Source organism: Adhaeribacter arboris (genome assembly GCF_003023845.1).
Classification (GTDB): domain Bacteria; phylum Bacteroidota; class Bacteroidia; order Cytophagales; family Hymenobacteraceae; genus Adhaeribacter; species Adhaeribacter arboris.
The window spans coordinates 6349224-6365225 of sequence record NZ_PYFT01000001.1 but is presented as its reverse complement, the minus strand read 5'-3'; the positions used below and the strand labels follow the sequence as shown (position 1 = coordinate 6365225).

13 protein-coding genes are annotated in these 16002 nt (G+C 37.6%); 9 read left to right on the top strand and 4 right to left on the bottom strand.

Annotated features, from left to right (window positions below; translation table 11 throughout):
• The first annotated feature begins 108 nt into the window (after window positions 1–108).
• Window positions 109–660, top strand: coding sequence for a hypothetical protein (locus AHMF7605_RS25750; RefSeq protein ID WP_146153674.1), 552 nt, complete (start codon window positions 109–111; stop codon window positions 658–660).
• A gap of 272 nt (window positions 661–932) precedes the next feature.
• Here AHMF7605_RS25750 and AHMF7605_RS25745 read toward each other — a convergent pair whose 3' ends face one another.
• The 3 genes from AHMF7605_RS25745 to AHMF7605_RS25735 all read right to left on the bottom strand — a co-directional run bounded on the left by AHMF7605_RS25745 (window position 933) and on the right by AHMF7605_RS25735 (window position 5908).
• A complete protein-coding gene (locus tag AHMF7605_RS25745; RefSeq protein ID WP_106932821.1) occupies window positions 933–1607 on the bottom strand; it encodes a hypothetical protein in 675 nt (224 codons plus the stop codon).
• 5 nt (window positions 1608–1612) lie between these two features.
• The gene (locus AHMF7605_RS25740) at window positions 1613–4378 is read right to left on the bottom strand and encodes an Eco57I restriction-modification methylase domain-containing protein (protein ID WP_106932820.1); all 2766 of its coding nucleotides are present in this window, start codon (window positions 4376–4378) and stop codon (window positions 1613–1615) included.
• A gap of 354 nt (window positions 4379–4732) precedes the next feature.
• Entirely contained in the window at window positions 4733–5908 is a 1176-nt protein-coding gene (locus tag AHMF7605_RS25735; protein ID WP_106932819.1) for a tyrosine-type recombinase/integrase, read from the bottom strand.
• A gap of 413 nt (window positions 5909–6321) precedes the next feature.
• On the opposite strand from AHMF7605_RS25735, the gene AHMF7605_RS25730 reads away from it, so the two are divergent.
• Entirely contained in the window at window positions 6322–7647 is a 1326-nt protein-coding gene (locus tag AHMF7605_RS25730; RefSeq protein ID WP_106932818.1) for a hypothetical protein, read from the top strand.
• Here AHMF7605_RS25730 and AHMF7605_RS25725 read toward each other — a convergent pair.
• Window positions 7644–8747 (bottom strand): Fic family protein, encoded by a 1104-nt coding sequence (locus tag AHMF7605_RS25725; protein WP_106932817.1) that lies wholly within the window; start codon window positions 8745–8747, stop codon window positions 7644–7646. The genes AHMF7605_RS25730 and AHMF7605_RS25725 overlap by 4 nt on opposite strands.
• A gap of 350 nt (window positions 8748–9097) precedes the next feature.
• On the opposite strand from AHMF7605_RS25725, the gene AHMF7605_RS25720 reads away from it, so the two are divergent.
• The 7 genes from AHMF7605_RS25720 (at window position 9098) to AHMF7605_RS25690 (ending at window position 15980) form a co-directional block, all read left to right on the top strand.
• The gene (locus AHMF7605_RS25720) at window positions 9098–9895 is read left to right on the top strand and encodes a protein phosphatase 2C domain-containing protein (protein WP_106932816.1); all 798 of its coding nucleotides are present in this window, start codon (window positions 9098–9100) and stop codon (window positions 9893–9895) included.
• Window positions 9895–10326 carry an NUDIX hydrolase gene (locus tag AHMF7605_RS25715; RefSeq protein WP_106932815.1) on the top strand — a complete coding sequence of 144 codons (432 nt, stop codon included), beginning with the start codon at window positions 9895–9897 and terminating at the stop codon, window positions 10324–10326. The genes AHMF7605_RS25720 and AHMF7605_RS25715 overlap by 1 nt, the downstream gene beginning before the upstream one ends.
• A 5-nt stretch (window positions 10327–10331) precedes the next feature.
• A complete protein-coding gene (locus AHMF7605_RS25710; RefSeq protein WP_106932814.1) occupies window positions 10332–11393 on the top strand; it encodes a tetratricopeptide repeat protein in 1062 nt (353 codons plus the stop codon).
• A gap of 300 nt (window positions 11394–11693) precedes the next feature.
• A complete protein-coding gene (locus AHMF7605_RS25705) occupies window positions 11694–11885 on the top strand; it encodes a helix-turn-helix domain-containing protein (RefSeq protein WP_106932813.1) in 192 nt (63 codons plus the stop codon).
• A 4-nt stretch (window positions 11886–11889) separates the two neighbouring features.
• Window positions 11890–12804, top strand: a complete 915-nt coding sequence (locus AHMF7605_RS25700; protein ID WP_233219256.1) for a toprim domain-containing protein — start codon at window positions 11890–11892, stop codon at window positions 12802–12804.
• 289 nt (window positions 12805–13093) lie between these two features.
• On the top strand, window positions 13094–14080 hold the full coding sequence (locus AHMF7605_RS25695; RefSeq protein ID WP_199200309.1) for an ArdC family protein: 987 nt from the start codon (window positions 13094–13096) through the stop codon (window positions 14078–14080).
• Between the two features lie 214 nt (window positions 14081–14294).
• Entirely contained in the window at window positions 14295–15980 is a 1686-nt protein-coding gene (locus tag AHMF7605_RS25690) for a hypothetical protein (RefSeq protein ID WP_106932812.1), read from the top strand.
• Window positions 15981–16002: the final 22 nt, after the last annotated feature.

Genomic DNA, 16002 nt, shown 5'->3' with positions numbered 1-16002 from the left:
CTACTTGGCAAGCTCATGGTTTGATAGAGGGTGTTAATAACGGTTGCCAATATTATTTACTACCATATCTTGTTAGCGCTGCTAATTTGGCATATTATAACTTTAAGTATGAGAAATCAAAAACGGTTCATGAGAAAGCGAAAATGGGTCTGGCGAATTGTTAGAAAATTAATGACTATTTATCGTAAAAAGGAACGAAGGGACATACATCTTGATGAGGTAGAATTTAGAAAATGGAATAGGGTTCTTGAAATTTTAAGTACTGACTCTATGAATTTCGGTTTGCCCGATAAATTTTTTACCAGTGAATCTTTCTATGACGAATTATCTGGAAGAGAATACCCGCTTGAGCTTCAATTTTTAGTGGATTATCAGGTCGAACAATTGAGCCACCTCAAGTTTATAGTAGACCTAATACACGAAAACCAGCCCAAGCGAATCAGGGAAATGGACTATGTGTGGACAGAGCGTAGTTTTGCGCTTTGCAGACATCATGTTTACCTTACAAAAAGCCTATACAAGTTAATGGAAAGAGCCGTGAAGGTACGCCGCAAAGAACAATTTGAAGATGAGTTTCAAGGAGATAGTTACTATTCCAAAACACCTGCCGGTGCGGCTACCCGCTGGCTTAAAGAGTTCTTAAAAAGAAAGTCCACTTGAACCGGATTTTTATATATTCCTGAATGGAATTAGACTTCAACGTCATGATTCAGGTCATGTCCGACACTTGAGCAAGTAGAAATCGTAAACCGGTATGAAGTCCAACAACCGCCGAAACCAAGGCTGATTTTAACCGTACTCGGGCGGTTTATTACGGTGAGTTATTAGTAAGCTGCTATGCTGATCCCGGCAAATATATCTAGATGCGGTCATTACCTTGCTCCAATATCTTGACAACAATTCAGATTAGCTATCTACGTCAGTTTTTACCGTTATTTGAACTTATCGTTTAAATACGAGGTAAAATGTTCAGTTGATTTTACTTCTTCATCATTATCGCTAAATATGCACATAATTTCGCCAGCGCCTCTAATATCTATATTATGCCGTTCGTAAATTTTACCCGGCGCTGGTTTTATGAAGACGAATTTTTCTTCTGGTTCTGAATAATGTAAAATAATCCATACATCTTCTTCAGGGTGATTTTCTGCATATTCAAGCTTATCTGGTCTAACCCAATAGCCTGTACCTCTTAGACGTTCCGTTCCGGTAACTTCTGCTCTCATAACGGCGTTCGTAACATTACTTTTATGGGCTATCCGTAAATCAGGTTTTCCTTTTTCTTCGGGATGTTCCCGAATAATTTCATTGCTGTCCGCACCAAATCCTACCACTTGAACATCTATCCTAGAGTTAATTCCCTCAATAAGCTGTTTCACTTTTTCTAATCTTACTTTTTCTCTATCCCAGGAAGCCGTGCCATATTTTTCTTTCCAAAAATGATTTTCCATTTCTTTAAGTCTTTCACAACTGATTTCGTCTCCTAGCTTGAGACCCATATCTTGGAAAGTCCTTTTTCTAATTCCTGTACAAAAGGTATTATCAATATAGACACTAATGCGCTCTTTATTACCTTGTTGTTCTGTAATACGAGTTATTTTTGGCATATGGCTCACTCTATGATTTCAAATTCTTCTTTTGATAACCCAAACAGCTCCGCTACAACTAAATTTATTTTATTTTCCAGATGTTCAACTTTTCCAATTAATAGATTTACTGTAGATGGAACCGTGCAAGTCTTTAATTTCTGTTTTAACTGTAAAATCTGATCTACACAATTTACTATTTCGTCATGCTTACACTTTTGTGTCTTGTTATTCAAATCAACATTAGGGAAAGGGATTTTCTCCGTTGTGCTACTATCAAAATGCATCGTGCGAATTGCGTTTGCAAAAACAAAACGGTACGTGTACCAACTAATCGGTTTTGAATTCAGGACGCCTAAAAGGTATTTGTTAGAGAGTGATGACTTGTTTACCAGTTGGTTGACGGTATCAAGTATTACGTGGCATTGAGATATTTCCGCATCGACAGTTGTAGCTGTGATCTGAATCCGTGGAAGAGGATTTTGTATATGAGAGACGATATTTTGAACCAGAATTGAATTTTCTTCTATATAACTGTTAGCCTCTATTAGTTTAGATTTTTTTATCCGGTTTTCTACCTTATCAGAAATAAAATAACGCTGTACCTGTTTTCCACCAATAACTTTAAGTTCTCCTTCTTCAGACAAATGCTTTTGAAGCATTCCACCTCTTCTATTAGATAAAAAGCTATTTAAACGTTCCGGTGAATGGAACATCTTGTTCCCGATTTCAATTTCAGAATCACTGACCCCATTCACAATAAAGTTAAATTGAGAGCATAGCTTTTTATCAATGCTACCAATCTCTATAATTTTTTGTCCGGCACGTATAGCAGATACAAAATCTTTTTGCTTTGTATCTTTCTGACTAATATAAATTGACATTTCTAGCTTTACTTCTTTCCATACCTTCGAACAATCAACGATGAGAGAAATATCGTCCAAAAGCTCGTTTCTAGTTTTTAGCCAGTTTGAAGCAAAGGTGAAAGATTTGGGAATAATGTATCCAGTAAAGCCTTTTGATTTTAACAGGTGCTTAGCCTGGATCATAAATAATGCTGCCGTATCAGTATTCCCAATAGGAAATTTATCTAAGCAATATTTTTGAACTTCCTTGCTTAGTTCTGCACCATAAGGAGGATTACCGATAACAGCATCAAAGCCGCCATTGGCAAAAACAGCCGGAAATACTCTTTTCCAATTGAATGGCTTAATCTGTTTTTCAAAGCCTAGATCAAGATCAAGATCATAAAAATCAGTATCAATCAAACTATTGCCACTTGTTATATTACTATCTAATGTAGGTAAAACTCTATCATTAAAAAGACTAAGCTGGGTAGCGATGCTAGCCTCAGTTTCCCCTTCCATGCATTTTAACAATAAGCTGAGCTTTGTAACTTCAACGGCGTTTACATCAAGGTCTACACCATAAATATTATTTATTAAAATTCGTTTCTTCTCTGAGGTAGTCAGATTGCCATCTAAAGTAAGGGAACTATTTTTTTTACCTTTTAAAGTTTTTCCGTTGCTGTTATAAAAATTCTTGTGCCAGTCGAGCAAATACTGGTAAGCCCCAATCAAAAAGCTTCCGCTTCCGCACGCTGGGTCTACTATTTTGATTTTACTTACTTCCGCGGGTTTTTTACCTTCTATTAGCCTACCGATAGTCCGCTGGACAATGTAATCAACAATATATTGAGGAGTATAATACACGCCACCAGCTTTCCTGACCTCTGGCTTCTCCTCAATTTTTACCTTTCGATTGGCATCAACCTTTATTTGTTTTCCAAGGAATTGTTCATAGGCACTACCTAGAATTTCGACAGGTAAAACGGAAAATTCGTAAGGGCATTCTGGATAATAAAGCTGATTAATAACTGATTTGATTACTTTATTATCAATTTTAATTGATTTGCTGAGCTGATCCTTACTTAAGTCGAATATTCCAGAGTTATATTTATCATCTGCAACTTGAAACAACCGAAACAGGTTATTGTAATATTCGCCGCTCTTTATGCTTAGTTTGAGGTTTCCGTATGGCTCTACACTTCGATCCTCTGCAATCCGCAAGAAAATTATTCTATCGATTGTTTGCTGGACAATGAAGTTGATTTCTTCTTCAGTTAAATTTCGATTATTCTTACATATATCGATTGCTATTCTTGTTCTCCAATCATCCAATGATTGGAGAAACTCCTTATCCACCGTAGAGGTACCCTTTTTGTTTGTATCGCTGCCGATAAATTGATCAAAACTACCTTTTAATACCCTTTCTTTAGAAAAAGTATTCCAGATAAAATCAAAGTTACTTGTATAGTCTTTGTAAGTAAGATACTTAATACGAGCTACAGAGGCTTTGTCATTTGGGTTAGGCTTTTTGCTGCAATCATATATAGCGAACTCTTCAAAATCCGTAATAATACTAATTGGCATCTTTGCACTCCAACCATAGCGCCTTACCTGATACGCTGGTTGCGTCTCATCTCTGACCAATACGCTTGGTTTCTTAGCCTCGACAAAGAAAAGCCGCTTACCGCCTGGTAACCGAAAGGAATAATCGGGTGCTTTGGTTGCAGTTCCTATCTTTATTCTATCCTCATGAATAACTTCACGGTAAGCCTCTGCATATCCATTTCTGTTATCAATATCCCATCCTAAAGCCCTAAAAAAAGGATCGATAAAATCTCGCCTTGTCAAAGTCTCATTATAGTCATTTTTCTTATAGGATGAGAATTGATCAGAGAACCGATCAATCAAATTTTCGATATCGTTTAAAGCTTCATCCTTAGTCATTTTTATCTATAAAAACCTGATTATTTTAAATTATGATTAGACACTATTAATGTTATCGCCATTGAATTGCCAAAAGAGTACTGCTATTCTAACGACATAGCTTATAAGGGTATCCATGTATATAGGCAAATATATAACTAAAAATGATAGACGCAACGAGCTCAGCTACCAGATGATACCAGACTTTAACTAGGGAAACACCTTTTTAAACTCTGCGAAATCGCATTATAAAGCTTCTTTAATTCATAGAGCAATATTACCCATTAGCTGGGCAATGCATTGTCTTGGTGAGTTAAAGCAGATTGAAGCTACTCAGACTATGATCTGTAAGTAATAGCGATTACGTGTAACTAATTATAAGGAATCCAGGTAGTCCGAATACTGTTGCATCATGGCTATGCGTTGCGTAAGGAATTTAGCCCGGTCATATGCCCGATCAGTCGAACTCTTCGGAGAATGCGCCAATTGTCTATCTGCGATTTCATGAGAATACCCTAATTTTTCTTTTAGGACGCCTAACGCTAATGACCGAAAGCCATGTCCAGTCATGCGCTTGCTATAACCCATGCGTTTTAAAGCCACTAGGATTGTTCCTTTGCTCATTGGTTTTCTTGGGCGAGGGATGCTCGGAAAAACGTGATCGCGCTTTCCATTCATTTCTTTAAGTTCTTCTAAAATGGCTAACGATTGGCGGGAAAGGGGCACAAGATGAGGCAGCCGCATTTTCATCCGCTCGGCTGGTATTGCCCATATTGCTTGTTCAAAGTTAATTTCTGACCATTTTGCCTCTATTAGTTCGCTTGTCCGGACGAATGTTAGAAGCATTAATTTAATTGCCAGATAGGTTTGGCGATAAAGCCTTGCCTTATGATTATGAAGCGTTCTTACAAGATCGGGCAATTCGTCAACCTCAATGGAGGCAAAGTGACCTTTCTTATACTTCTTTAAAGCGTTTTCTAAGCCATAAGTAACATCTGTTTCAATGCGGTTGGTAGCAATAGCATATTTAAAGACATGACTACAAAGCTGTTTGATACGTCTTGCCATTTCCGGCGCTGTTTTTTCTATTTTTTGTAGGCAAGCCAGAATAATGACTGGCTTTAATAAATGAATAGGATAACAGCCAATTTCCAAGAATGCATATTTCTCTAGCCGGTGCATAACCGTTTGGGCATAGCGAGGGTGCCATTGCGGAACGTTTTTGGCATGCCATTCCTTGGCGATCAGTTCAAATGTCTGATTATGGTTAAACGTAGCTGTTTGCTTTTTCTCCAAACGAACTAAGGCAGGGTTTAGCCCGTTCTTTAGCTCTTCTTTAATACTGTCCTTTTGCTTTCTGGCTTCTGCAAGGGATATTTTGGGATAAACACCTAATGATATAAGTTTCTCTTTACCGTGAATACGATACTTAAGTCGCCAGTACTTGGCGGATGAAGGCATAATTTGAAGGTATAAGCCTTCCATATCAGATAATTTGTAGGGTTTCTCTTTAGGTTTGGCCGTGCGGCATTGCATGTCTGAAAGCGGCATGCTTACTCTCCTTTTTTTAGTGGTAATTGAAGGGCTTTGCGGAAGGTGGGGGTACAGGAATATGTAACATTGAAAATATACCCCCAAGATACCCCCAACTTGCGTTTATGTGGGATAATCTGGGTATATATTCCTAAATGAAGAATACGCTGAAAGCCTTGTAAAATGTAGGTTTTTACAAGGTTATTAAGAACAAATAATGCTGGATAATGAGAGTTTTGGCTCCTCGAGCAGGATTCCATTTTATTACCTTAAGTATTGAAATTTCCTTAGATTATCAAGCTTTATGTTATAGTGGGTACCCCAACCATACCCCCATTAGATAATAGCGGGGATTAGATTAGTATATGTTGCCAAAGAAAGAATTGCTACTGATTTTTGTTGTAGAGCTTCGATATTGAACTGACACTAGCATGGAAATAAATAATAGGGAACTTGCGGGACTTATTTGGATCGGGATATTTATAGCTTTGGTTATGATGCGTCCGGAAACACGGAAAGATGTTCCTGGACTGTTTAAAGCGGCTTTCCAGCCTAAGCTTAGTATTATCTATGGAATTATGGCAGCGTACACCGCAATTGTTGTCTTTCTTTTATACCGCATAGAGTTGTGGGATAGCAGCCAAATTAAGAACACTATTCTGTGGTTTCTTACTGTTGGTTTGGTTTCGCTTAATGATATAACAAAACATAACCAAGTCAATTTTTTTAAGAAAACAGCATTAGATATCCTTAGCTTAACTGCAATACTCCAGTTCATAACCGGAGTTTATACTTTTAGCTTTATTGCTGAATTTATTTTAATACCTTCTGCGGTGCTGATTGGAGGCATGATTGCAATGGCAGAGAGAAAGCCAGAACACATTTCAGTAAAGAAACTGCTAAATTGGATTCTTATATTAGTAGGACTATATACCATTAGTTTCACGATCTACAGGATTACCACGGATTTCAAAACTTTTGCTAGCAAAGGAACACTGAACGATTTCTTTATACCTGGCGCTCTGTCTTTCTTATTTCTTCCCCTAGTGTATTTGTTATCTCTTTATGAAGCACGCGAAAGCGCGTTTATTGGCCTTAGCAACGTTTTAAATCCAAGTTTATTACGGTTAGCAAAATGGTATACCTTACGCCATTTCGCTTTTAATAAGGAAGATTTGCATCGCTGGAAAAGATACATTTTCTTAAAAAACATTGAAAGTAAAGAAGACTTGCGTTGTACAATTGAATTTTTTAAACAATTAAAGAAAACTGAGAAGAACCCACCTATCGTTCCTATTGAAATGGGGTGGTCTCCATACAAAGCAAAAGAGGTGCTTGTAACAGAAGGGATCAAAACAGGTCATTATCAACCGAGCTTCGACGACGAATGTGCGGCTAGCTCCACTTATTTTGAGATTGACGATGATCTATTGGCGAATAACATCGCTTACTACATAGAAGGTAATTCGCATGCTGCCGTGCGACTTAAACTTGTTTTAAATGTAAATGATCCAGCTAAAGCTGATAGCGCACATAACAAAATGGTTAGTTGTGCTAACTTGCTTTATCGATTTGCCATGAACCAAGACATACCAAAAACGATAGTGGATGCCCTCTATATGGGTAAGAGCAAAGAATTACAGATCGGCAATAAGCAAATTTTGTTTTATAAGGACAGTTGGCCGGATCATAGAATGAAGGGCTATAGTTTAAAACTAACAATTGGCGTCGGAAACACATCAGAAGTGGAACTCTAAATATTTAGAATATAATGAGTGCTACGACCGCCACCTTCTAGAATTAACACTTCCAATTCTAGAAGATGTTGCAAGTCCCTTGTAGCAGTTGCTTTGGAGGCTTTTGTTATGGACATGTATTTTTTGGCACTCATACCTCCTGCAAAACCTTCTACTCCCGCATCAAGCATCCGCCTTACAACCTTTATCTGCCGTTCGTTTAGGACACCTTTAAACCGGTCAAAGAACTTTGATTTTTTCAAAACGAAGTCGACCAGGCTGATTGCCTGTTCCTGAGACTTCAGAATGACGTCGACAAAATATTTAATCCAAAGCGTGATCTCGTTGCTTTTTTGTGCGCGTTCCAAAGCATTATAATAAGACTTCTTATCTGCCTCTATGGTTCTTGAAAGACTCAGCAATACAGGACGCCCAATGGTTTGTGACAAAGCTTTTTCGGCAATGGCACGTCCAATCCTGCCATTGCCATCTTCAAAGGGGTGGATCGTTTCAAAGTATAAATGCGCAATCGCAGACCTTACAGGAGCTTTCTTGATTTCTTTGATACCTCCCGGAGCAGTGTCATTGAACCATTGAATGAATTTTGTCATTTCGTCCGGTACACGAGAGGAGGGCGGAGCTTCAAAATGGATTTTTTCTTTGCCTAGCGCACCTGAAACAACTTGCATAGGGTCTTGATGGCTACGCCACACGCCGACATTAATTCGTCTGTTTTCTTTTAAAAGCATCTTGTGCCATTGGAAGAGCTTTTCTTCTGTCATGGCTTCAGCAAAGGTTCTACGGACATCTGCCATTAATTCACCAGCCCCTTGTGCCCTTTTATCTTTGACAGGGTCATGGGTCTGATTAAGTCCAAGATTATTACGAATGGATGAAACAACATCTTGACGACTCAGGTACTCGCCCTCAATTTCTGATGTTTTAATCACTTCAGCAACCATTATATCAATAACGGCTTCCATTTGGATATCATCCGGCATTGCTTTTAAGATGCCGCTGACATGGCCTATTTGCTCGGCAAAATTGAAGAGAGCATCTTCAATGTCAGCCAAGTCATACTTAAAATTAAGCCAATCCGGTTGTTGCCAATTATAGATCATGAGCCGAATATACTACTTATTCGGCTCAGAAGTAAGAAAAAAATGAGCTGAATATCAATATTTATTGGCTCAAAGATGATAAGAATGGAAGTTAGGCTATAAAATCTACTCAATCAACCCAGGTCATTGTACGTTAAAATGTTGATCTTATGGAAGTTTCCATTATTAAAACATACATAGACAGTGCTTGAATAAAGCGGTTTAAATATATGTTTAAACAACTTAAAATTTAAATTATATTTTGTTTTTATTATTAATTTTCGTATTAAGCTACAGTAGAGGAATTATCAAATATCAAGGTGAATTTAGCAGTATAAATTTGTACGAGTGAAATTATTTAATATTAAATTATGGAAAGCCGAGTGATGAAATTATTAGAACTAGTAAACGCGCATGGAGACGGAAAAGTAATGGAAGATGCGGGTGGTTATACAAAAAATTTTGTATGGGTTTTAGATGGTGCCACTGGACTTCAAAAGCATCAATATTTTAGTGCAACATCAGACGCATTCTGGGTAGTTAATAATTTAAACCAATTCATTGCACTTAACTCAACAAAATTTGAATCAATTATAGACCTGTTGAAGGCTGCAAGTAATTCATTAAAGTCGAAGGCATATAAAGATAAGATTCCACTTAATATATTAGATTATGAACGGCCAAGTTATGCGCTAGCTTTCGCTAAAGTAGAAAAAGAGAAGTTAAAATATGTTGTCTTAGGAGATTGTTATGTTATCATTAAAACAAAAAATAAGATAAGAGTTATTACGGACGAGAACTTCCTATCGAATAGTATAGAAAAAAGGATTTTTACCACTTCTAGTCAGATAAATCAATTAGACCTATTAAAAACACGACGTTCGACCATGAACAAAGTAGGAGGATACTTAATAGGAACAATTGAAGGAGAGGCATATGAACAAGTTTCGGAGGAAGAAATTCCAATCTTTGAAAATGCTGAGATTCTTTTATGTACCGATGGTTTTGCGCGAGCAGTAAATATGTATAATTTGTATAGTTGGAAAGGAATATTTAATACTCCTTTAAATAGAGTTGTAGAAGATATAAGAAATTTAGAAGATATGGATAACCATACGACGAAATTTAAAAAATCAGATGACATTTTCGCAATAAAAGTATTTGTATAATGTGTTCTCCAAAACATTCAGTAAGTGTTGCAGGCGTTGTAGTAAATAAGTTAGGTGAAATACTTGTTATTCAAAGAAGTGATAACGGACAATGGCAGATACCTGGAGGTATTCTAGAGATATCAGAGGCAATTGATGCGGGATTAAAAAGAGAAATAATCGAAGAGACTGGAATATTAGTACAAATTGATAAACTAACAGGGATTTATAAAAACATTACGCTTGGTATTGTTGCATTAGTTTTTAAGTGCAAATATATCTCCGGATTGCCAATACCTTCCAATGAAACGATGCAAGTCGCTTGGCTCCCGCAAAATGTAGCAACAAGTTTAATGAGTTCTGTTTTCGCTACCAGAGTAGAAGATGCATTAAATTTTAATGGAATTCCATCAATCAGAAACCATGACGGAATAAAGTTTATAAATCCCTAGAACCGATGAAGGTTAGCAAAAATGTAAAGGTAGATGAATTGATTCGATACTATAAAAGTATTCCAGGTGAAGAGGATATTTCCTTTCCATACAAAATACGCGAAATATCAAGGCAAACAAATAATGCTCAAAGTGTTTTCGAAGCTATTTATTCTGATAAATCTATTGATATTGAAGTCCGCTTTAAGGCATTTTATTCGCATCTTGTTATGCTTTGGAGACAAAAAGAATTTTTCCATTACAGAAATCTCGTTGATAAATTTAATTCTGATTTTCGTCAATATAAGTTGTTTAATACATTCCTCGCCCAATATTATCAATCAAAAGTAAGAACCAAAAGCAATTTAAATCTTGCTGTTGAATACGCTCAAAAGGCAGTTGAAGATCTACCTTCATCTCCTAACGTACTACATTTATTTGTTGAACTTGTCGCTGATTTTTCTGAATCCGGCGGAGAAGCTCAACAACAATTGTTGTTAAGAGCAGAACGAGAAATAGATAAAGCTATAGCAATTAATAACGGAAAATATGCAAAGTATTATAGCACTAAGTCTAGAATTTTAGCTTTATTAATGAGATTTGCAGACGCAAAGAATTTAATACAATTAGCTATCGAATTAGAACCTGCAAATAGCCCTGATTACGCCATTAGAATTGGAGAATATCAAGGGATTAAAACAAATATAAGTTATTTTGAATATTCAAAAAAAATGGAAGAGAAACAAGGGGAAGCACTTAAGAGTTTAGAAGAGGTTCGTAATAAAATAATAGAGCTTCTAGGCTTACTTTCTGCAATTATAGCCTTCATAATTTCTTCAGTTCAAATTTCCAAAGATTTGGAATTTGAAAATGCAGCAAAATTATTGATTATTCTTGGAGGAGTTTGTATTACAGTATTTTCAACTTTCTCTCTAACTTTTTTTAGAAGTAGGGTTACAAGAAACCAAATATTTGCTATTTTGCTGGGATTTATTTTGATATTTTTAGGTGTAAGTTTTGATTCTATAAGTACTTATTTAGGCGTTACACAAAAGCCGATAATAAAAAATCGAACGATAAAGCGATAGCCTAGGCTATCTTATTTTACCAACTTGCCGAAATCCTACTACTAAGGACTCTTTTAGCAATTGGGCTATTTCTCTATCATTTTCTCGTTTTAACATCTCCACAATCACTTTGTATTCAATTTACAAGGAAAAACTGCAAAACAATATTATTAACCCGATTTGCTGTCTCTTGTTTGTTATTAACAGGATATCATTCCTATTGACAGGATTATTGGGCTATTATAGGATTTAAAGCCTATAAGGTAAGTATCCGCCTCATACTTAAGCCGACTCCAACCTAATTTGATTAAGGAGACAATAGTGAAAGAGACTATACCCGAACCGCTGCTTGATCGCAAATCGGCAGCTAAATATCTAAGCGTCTCGCCCGGCACGCTGGCCGTTTGGGATTGCACAAAGCGCTACGATCTTAAACCCATCAAAGTAGGCCGTGCGGTTCGCTATCGCCGCACCGACCTGGACGACTTTTTAAATTCTCAACTTAAGCGCTAGGAGAATGATGGTGAATATTGAGCAGGCTAAAACAATACCGATCCCGCTTATCATGGAAAGAATTGGCGTTGCCCCATTCCGGCAAAATGAACGCGAGATTCGGTATCTTTCTCCTTTACGGCAGGAGCGCACTGCCAGCTTCCATGTCCATAAGGCCAGAAACGTCTGGTACGATTTCGGTGAAGGTAAAGGCGGTAATGGCATTGATCTGGTTTGTGCGTATTTGCAGGCATGCGGGGAAGATGCAACCGTAGCCGATGCACTGCGTTGGCTTCGTAACACTGCTGGTAATTTTACGCCCGTTACGTTGAACCAAAAAGCTTGTATTGCTGATGAGGATAAAGGCTGGCTACTGAAAGCAGCCAAGCCTATCTACCATTTAGCGCTAGTTCGGTATTTGGACAAACGTGGCATACCATTGCCACTAGCCAAAAGGTACTTAAAAGAAGTCCATGTACAAAGCCTGGAGAACGGCAAAGAAATGTTTGCTCTTGGTTTTCCGAATGAGGACGGCGGCTACGAGTTGCGTAACCCGTTCTTGAGAAGCTGTGTTGCGCCAAAGACGGTAACCTTTATTAGGGGTGCAATTCCAAAACCTGTCGAAATCCACTTATTTGAAGGCTTCATGGATTATCTTTCGGCTGTTGCCTCTTGCAAACAAGAGCAGTTGCATGGCGATAGCATCGTTTTGAATTCGCTTTCCTGCTTGCCGAGAGCATTTCCTTATATCAAAGGTTATGGTTACCGCATCCTCTATAGTTGGATGGATAATGATGCGCCTGGAAAGAAATTCACGCAAGCAATAACCGAATTTACCCGTACTGAAGAGAATCTCTTGCACAAACCTATGAACGCCACGTTCGCGCCGCACAAAGATGTGAACGCTTGGCACATGCATGTCCTCGGACTTTCAAGATAGACAGTAAGTTACCTCGGTAGATAAAGCGCGATTGAAAGATAAGCTCCTTGTCTTGATCTCGCTTTTCTTGAGCTAATGCTTCGGCACCAGCTAATCCAAAACACCTTAAATTATCCGCTTCGGAGGCATTTGCCAAAGAGAACTAGCTGGTGAAACGGCTGATCCTATTCCTGTCTGGATTGGGTTTCTGGTTTTAGGACAGGTGATTAACCGAAGTCGCTCCCGCCACCAACAATAATTTTCTCCAGCCCTGACGGGCTTTCCTCGCCTAACCAAAATTACAGCCGGTTTGGTCGCTCAAACTTCGGTTGTCTTATCCCCTGTAACCATCACCCAAACAGGAAAGGAACCTGCCATGTCCCACACAACAAACGCCCTAGCAAAAGGACAAACATCCCAGAGCCGGGATATCCATCAAGAAGTAACGGATACCATTATCAAGCAATTGGAAAAGGGCACCGTGCCGTGGCACAAACCCTGGCAAGGAGAAGAAACTAAAGCCTTCGGTCTTCCTTATAACGGCATCACCCAAAACCATTATCGCGGCATCAACATCATCCTGCTATGGAGTTCCGCCATTGAAAAACAATTTACTTCTGCCGAATGGGGAACATTCAAGCAGTGGGCAGACAAAAAGGAAATGATCCGTAAAGGCGAAAAGGGGTCAATGGTCGTCTATTACGATGTCCTAGAAAAAGAAGAGGACGACGAAATCCGCAAAATACCTTTCTTGAAAACTTCCTACGTCTTCAACCGATGCCAGTTAAACAGCTATCAACCGCCGGAAACAAATAGTGAGCAATTACCTAGGCAATCGCTTGTTGAAAGAATCCAGACTGTGGACAACTTTATCAGCAACACTCAAGCCATCATCGAGCATGGGTCAAAAGGAGCTTGTTTTAACCCTAAAGAAGATAAAATATATATGCCTGTCACTGAAGCTTTTATCGATACGAAAGCCTGTACTGCCACCGAAGGCTATTATTCCACCCTATTGCACGAATTGGTTCATTGGTCAGGAGCACCAAAACGACTTGATCGTACTAAAGGCAAAAAGTTCGGCGATCAGGACTATGCTACCGAAGAATTAACTGCCGAGCTTGGAGCTGCAATTCTCTGCACTGAATACGACATTGCAACGGTTGAGAAAGGCGATCACGCCAACTATATCGCCAGCTGGTTGAAAGCATTAAAAGACAACAAACATTGCATTATTACAGCTGCCAGCGAAGCATCGAAGGCAGTAAGTTATTTGAAAGGATTGCAGTCTCTCTAAATCTAAAGGAAAAGTAATAGCCCAATTTTGGTTGGGTTATTACTTGTTGTAAAATTGATTATCATATTAAGTATTCTAATGACTCTATAATCCCACATATGCCACTGAGAATTTTGAGATAAGTTGTTCATTAAATAACACTATTAACATCGGAGCATTTGTTGAATAAGCGCAAAATTATAATTTTATAACGCCTTTCAAATAATCCAAAAAAATGATTAAAGATATAGGTTACTTGATTAGAAGTCCTCTTTTCTTTGCTTGCATAGTAGCTTGTATATGGCATGGTACAAAGAGTGACTATTTTTCTGATTCTAATGTTTTAATTATACTAAGTCTATTCATCCTACCTTTTATCAGTCTATATATTATTTATATTATTGAAAAAATCACAAATAAAGTTTTTACTACTCCATCTTATGCAGGATTGCCAGGTGAAACCAAATATGGTGCTGTCTATTTATTTGTACTAACATGCAGTCTCTCTAAATCATTATTTTCCTTACAAAATCTTCTCATTATTGTTTGCCTTTTCTTTTGGACGAACCTGGGGTCTTCATTCTTATTTGGAGCATTGTCGAATTCTTTTGATAGATCACTAAAACTAAGAGAGGCTTCAGTAAGTTTAAGTATGCTAACTTGGTTTCTGATTTTAGCAACAATTTCATGGGTAGGATCGGGTGGGACAGGGATTATAATTGGGATCTTCGTTGGAATTTTTACGATATTTATTCTCCCCTTTTTGGTCGTAGGAATGAGCTTTCTAATACATAGGATTTTCTTAATGATGGGGATTCATTTGTTTCTTATTGATGAAAATTACAAAATTTTGGGATTTAATCCTGTAGAAGAAAAGTCCAATGAGGAACTAAGAAAATTATTTGGGCAAAACAATATAGAAATTAAAGCTAAGCATCGAGAACTGGCATTCAAGTTAATTGAATTGATTGATCGACTTAGCTTTTTAAGCAAAGAGATGAGCAAGCAGGATTTTGATAATAATAAAGCTGGGTTAAGGGAAACAATCGCAAATTTTAGGAGATGGAAGAATGAAACCGAGGAATTTATCAGAGATGAAATAAGCATAAAGGAAGCTGATTACCTAAATAGCCATTCGATTCCAGAAAGTTATGCTTTTAACTACATGGATTTCAAGATCGTGAACGAAGAAATAAACCAACATATATTACCACAATTAAAATCTTTAACAAAAGCACTCTCCAAAGAAAACTTTATCATTATGACCAAATCTGTGCAACATACAAGGTATCGCGTTCTAAAGGAGTTATATAATTTAGCTCCAAATGATGGAACTGACAGACTTCTTATTACTAATCTTTCGGATAGGTTGAAAGATCTTCCTTTTGAGGAAATAAATGAAATTTTAAAATATTGGAAAGATGAGAAGCTTTTAGAAATTGGTTCTGACTGGGTGAGGTTAACCCCATTCGGTGTAGATGAAATAAAGGACACAATTATTAAACCTCATGAACCAACTTCGCATTTTCCTGCAAATATTGTTTACGATTATAGTGTCCATTATGATATGACTGTTGGGAATGTTGGGCAAGGCGCAATCATCCAACAAGGTGTATCAAACAGTTCTGCAACCAGTACTGTCTATAATAACTCTTCCGTTAACGAGGCTAGTGCTGCTACGACAAAGCTTCTTGAATTGATAAAAAGCTCACCGCTTCCTGAATTGGACAAGGATGAAGCTACCATTAACCTGAAGCGACTTAATGAATTAAGTGAACAAGCCAAAACGCCTGAAGTAAAAGAAACTGCAAAAAAAAGGATAGAAATAGTTAAGGGGATTATCGAAGTAGCAAAAGAGGCTGGAGGAATAGCAGTTAAAGCTGCACCTTATATTGCTACACTATTTCAGTTTTTTCGCTGATAAGATTATTACTTCATTCACC

Coding starts and splice junctions, on each gene's coding strand:
- AHMF7605_RS25750 (WP_146153674.1), top strand. CDS start 109: ATGAGAAATCAAAAACGGTTCATGAGAAAGCGAAAATGGGTCTGGCGA.
- AHMF7605_RS25745 (WP_106932821.1), bottom strand. CDS start 1,607: ATGCCAAAAATAACTCGTATTACAGAACAACAAGGTAATAAAGAGCGC.
- AHMF7605_RS25740 (WP_106932820.1), bottom strand. CDS start 4,378: ATGACTAAGGATGAAGCTTTAAACGATATCGAAAATTTGATTGATCGG.
- AHMF7605_RS25735 (WP_106932819.1), bottom strand. CDS start 5,908: ATGCCGCTTTCAGACATGCAATGCCGCACGGCCAAACCTAAAGAGAAA.
- AHMF7605_RS25730 (WP_106932818.1), top strand. CDS start 6,322: ATGGAAATAAATAATAGGGAACTTGCGGGACTTATTTGGATCGGGATA.
- AHMF7605_RS25725 (WP_106932817.1), bottom strand. CDS start 8,747: ATGATCTATAATTGGCAACAACCGGATTGGCTTAATTTTAAGTATGAC.
- AHMF7605_RS25720 (WP_106932816.1), top strand. CDS start 9,098: ATGGAAAGCCGAGTGATGAAATTATTAGAACTAGTAAACGCGCATGGA.
- AHMF7605_RS25715 (WP_106932815.1), top strand. CDS start 9,895: ATGTGTTCTCCAAAACATTCAGTAAGTGTTGCAGGCGTTGTAGTAAAT.
- AHMF7605_RS25710 (WP_106932814.1), top strand. CDS start 10,332: ATGAAGGTTAGCAAAAATGTAAAGGTAGATGAATTGATTCGATACTAT.
- AHMF7605_RS25700 (WP_233219256.1), top strand. CDS start 11,890: ATGATGGTGAATATTGAGCAGGCTAAAACAATACCGATCCCGCTTATC.
- AHMF7605_RS25690 (WP_106932812.1), top strand. CDS start 14,295: ATGATTAAAGATATAGGTTACTTGATTAGAAGTCCTCTTTTCTTTGCT.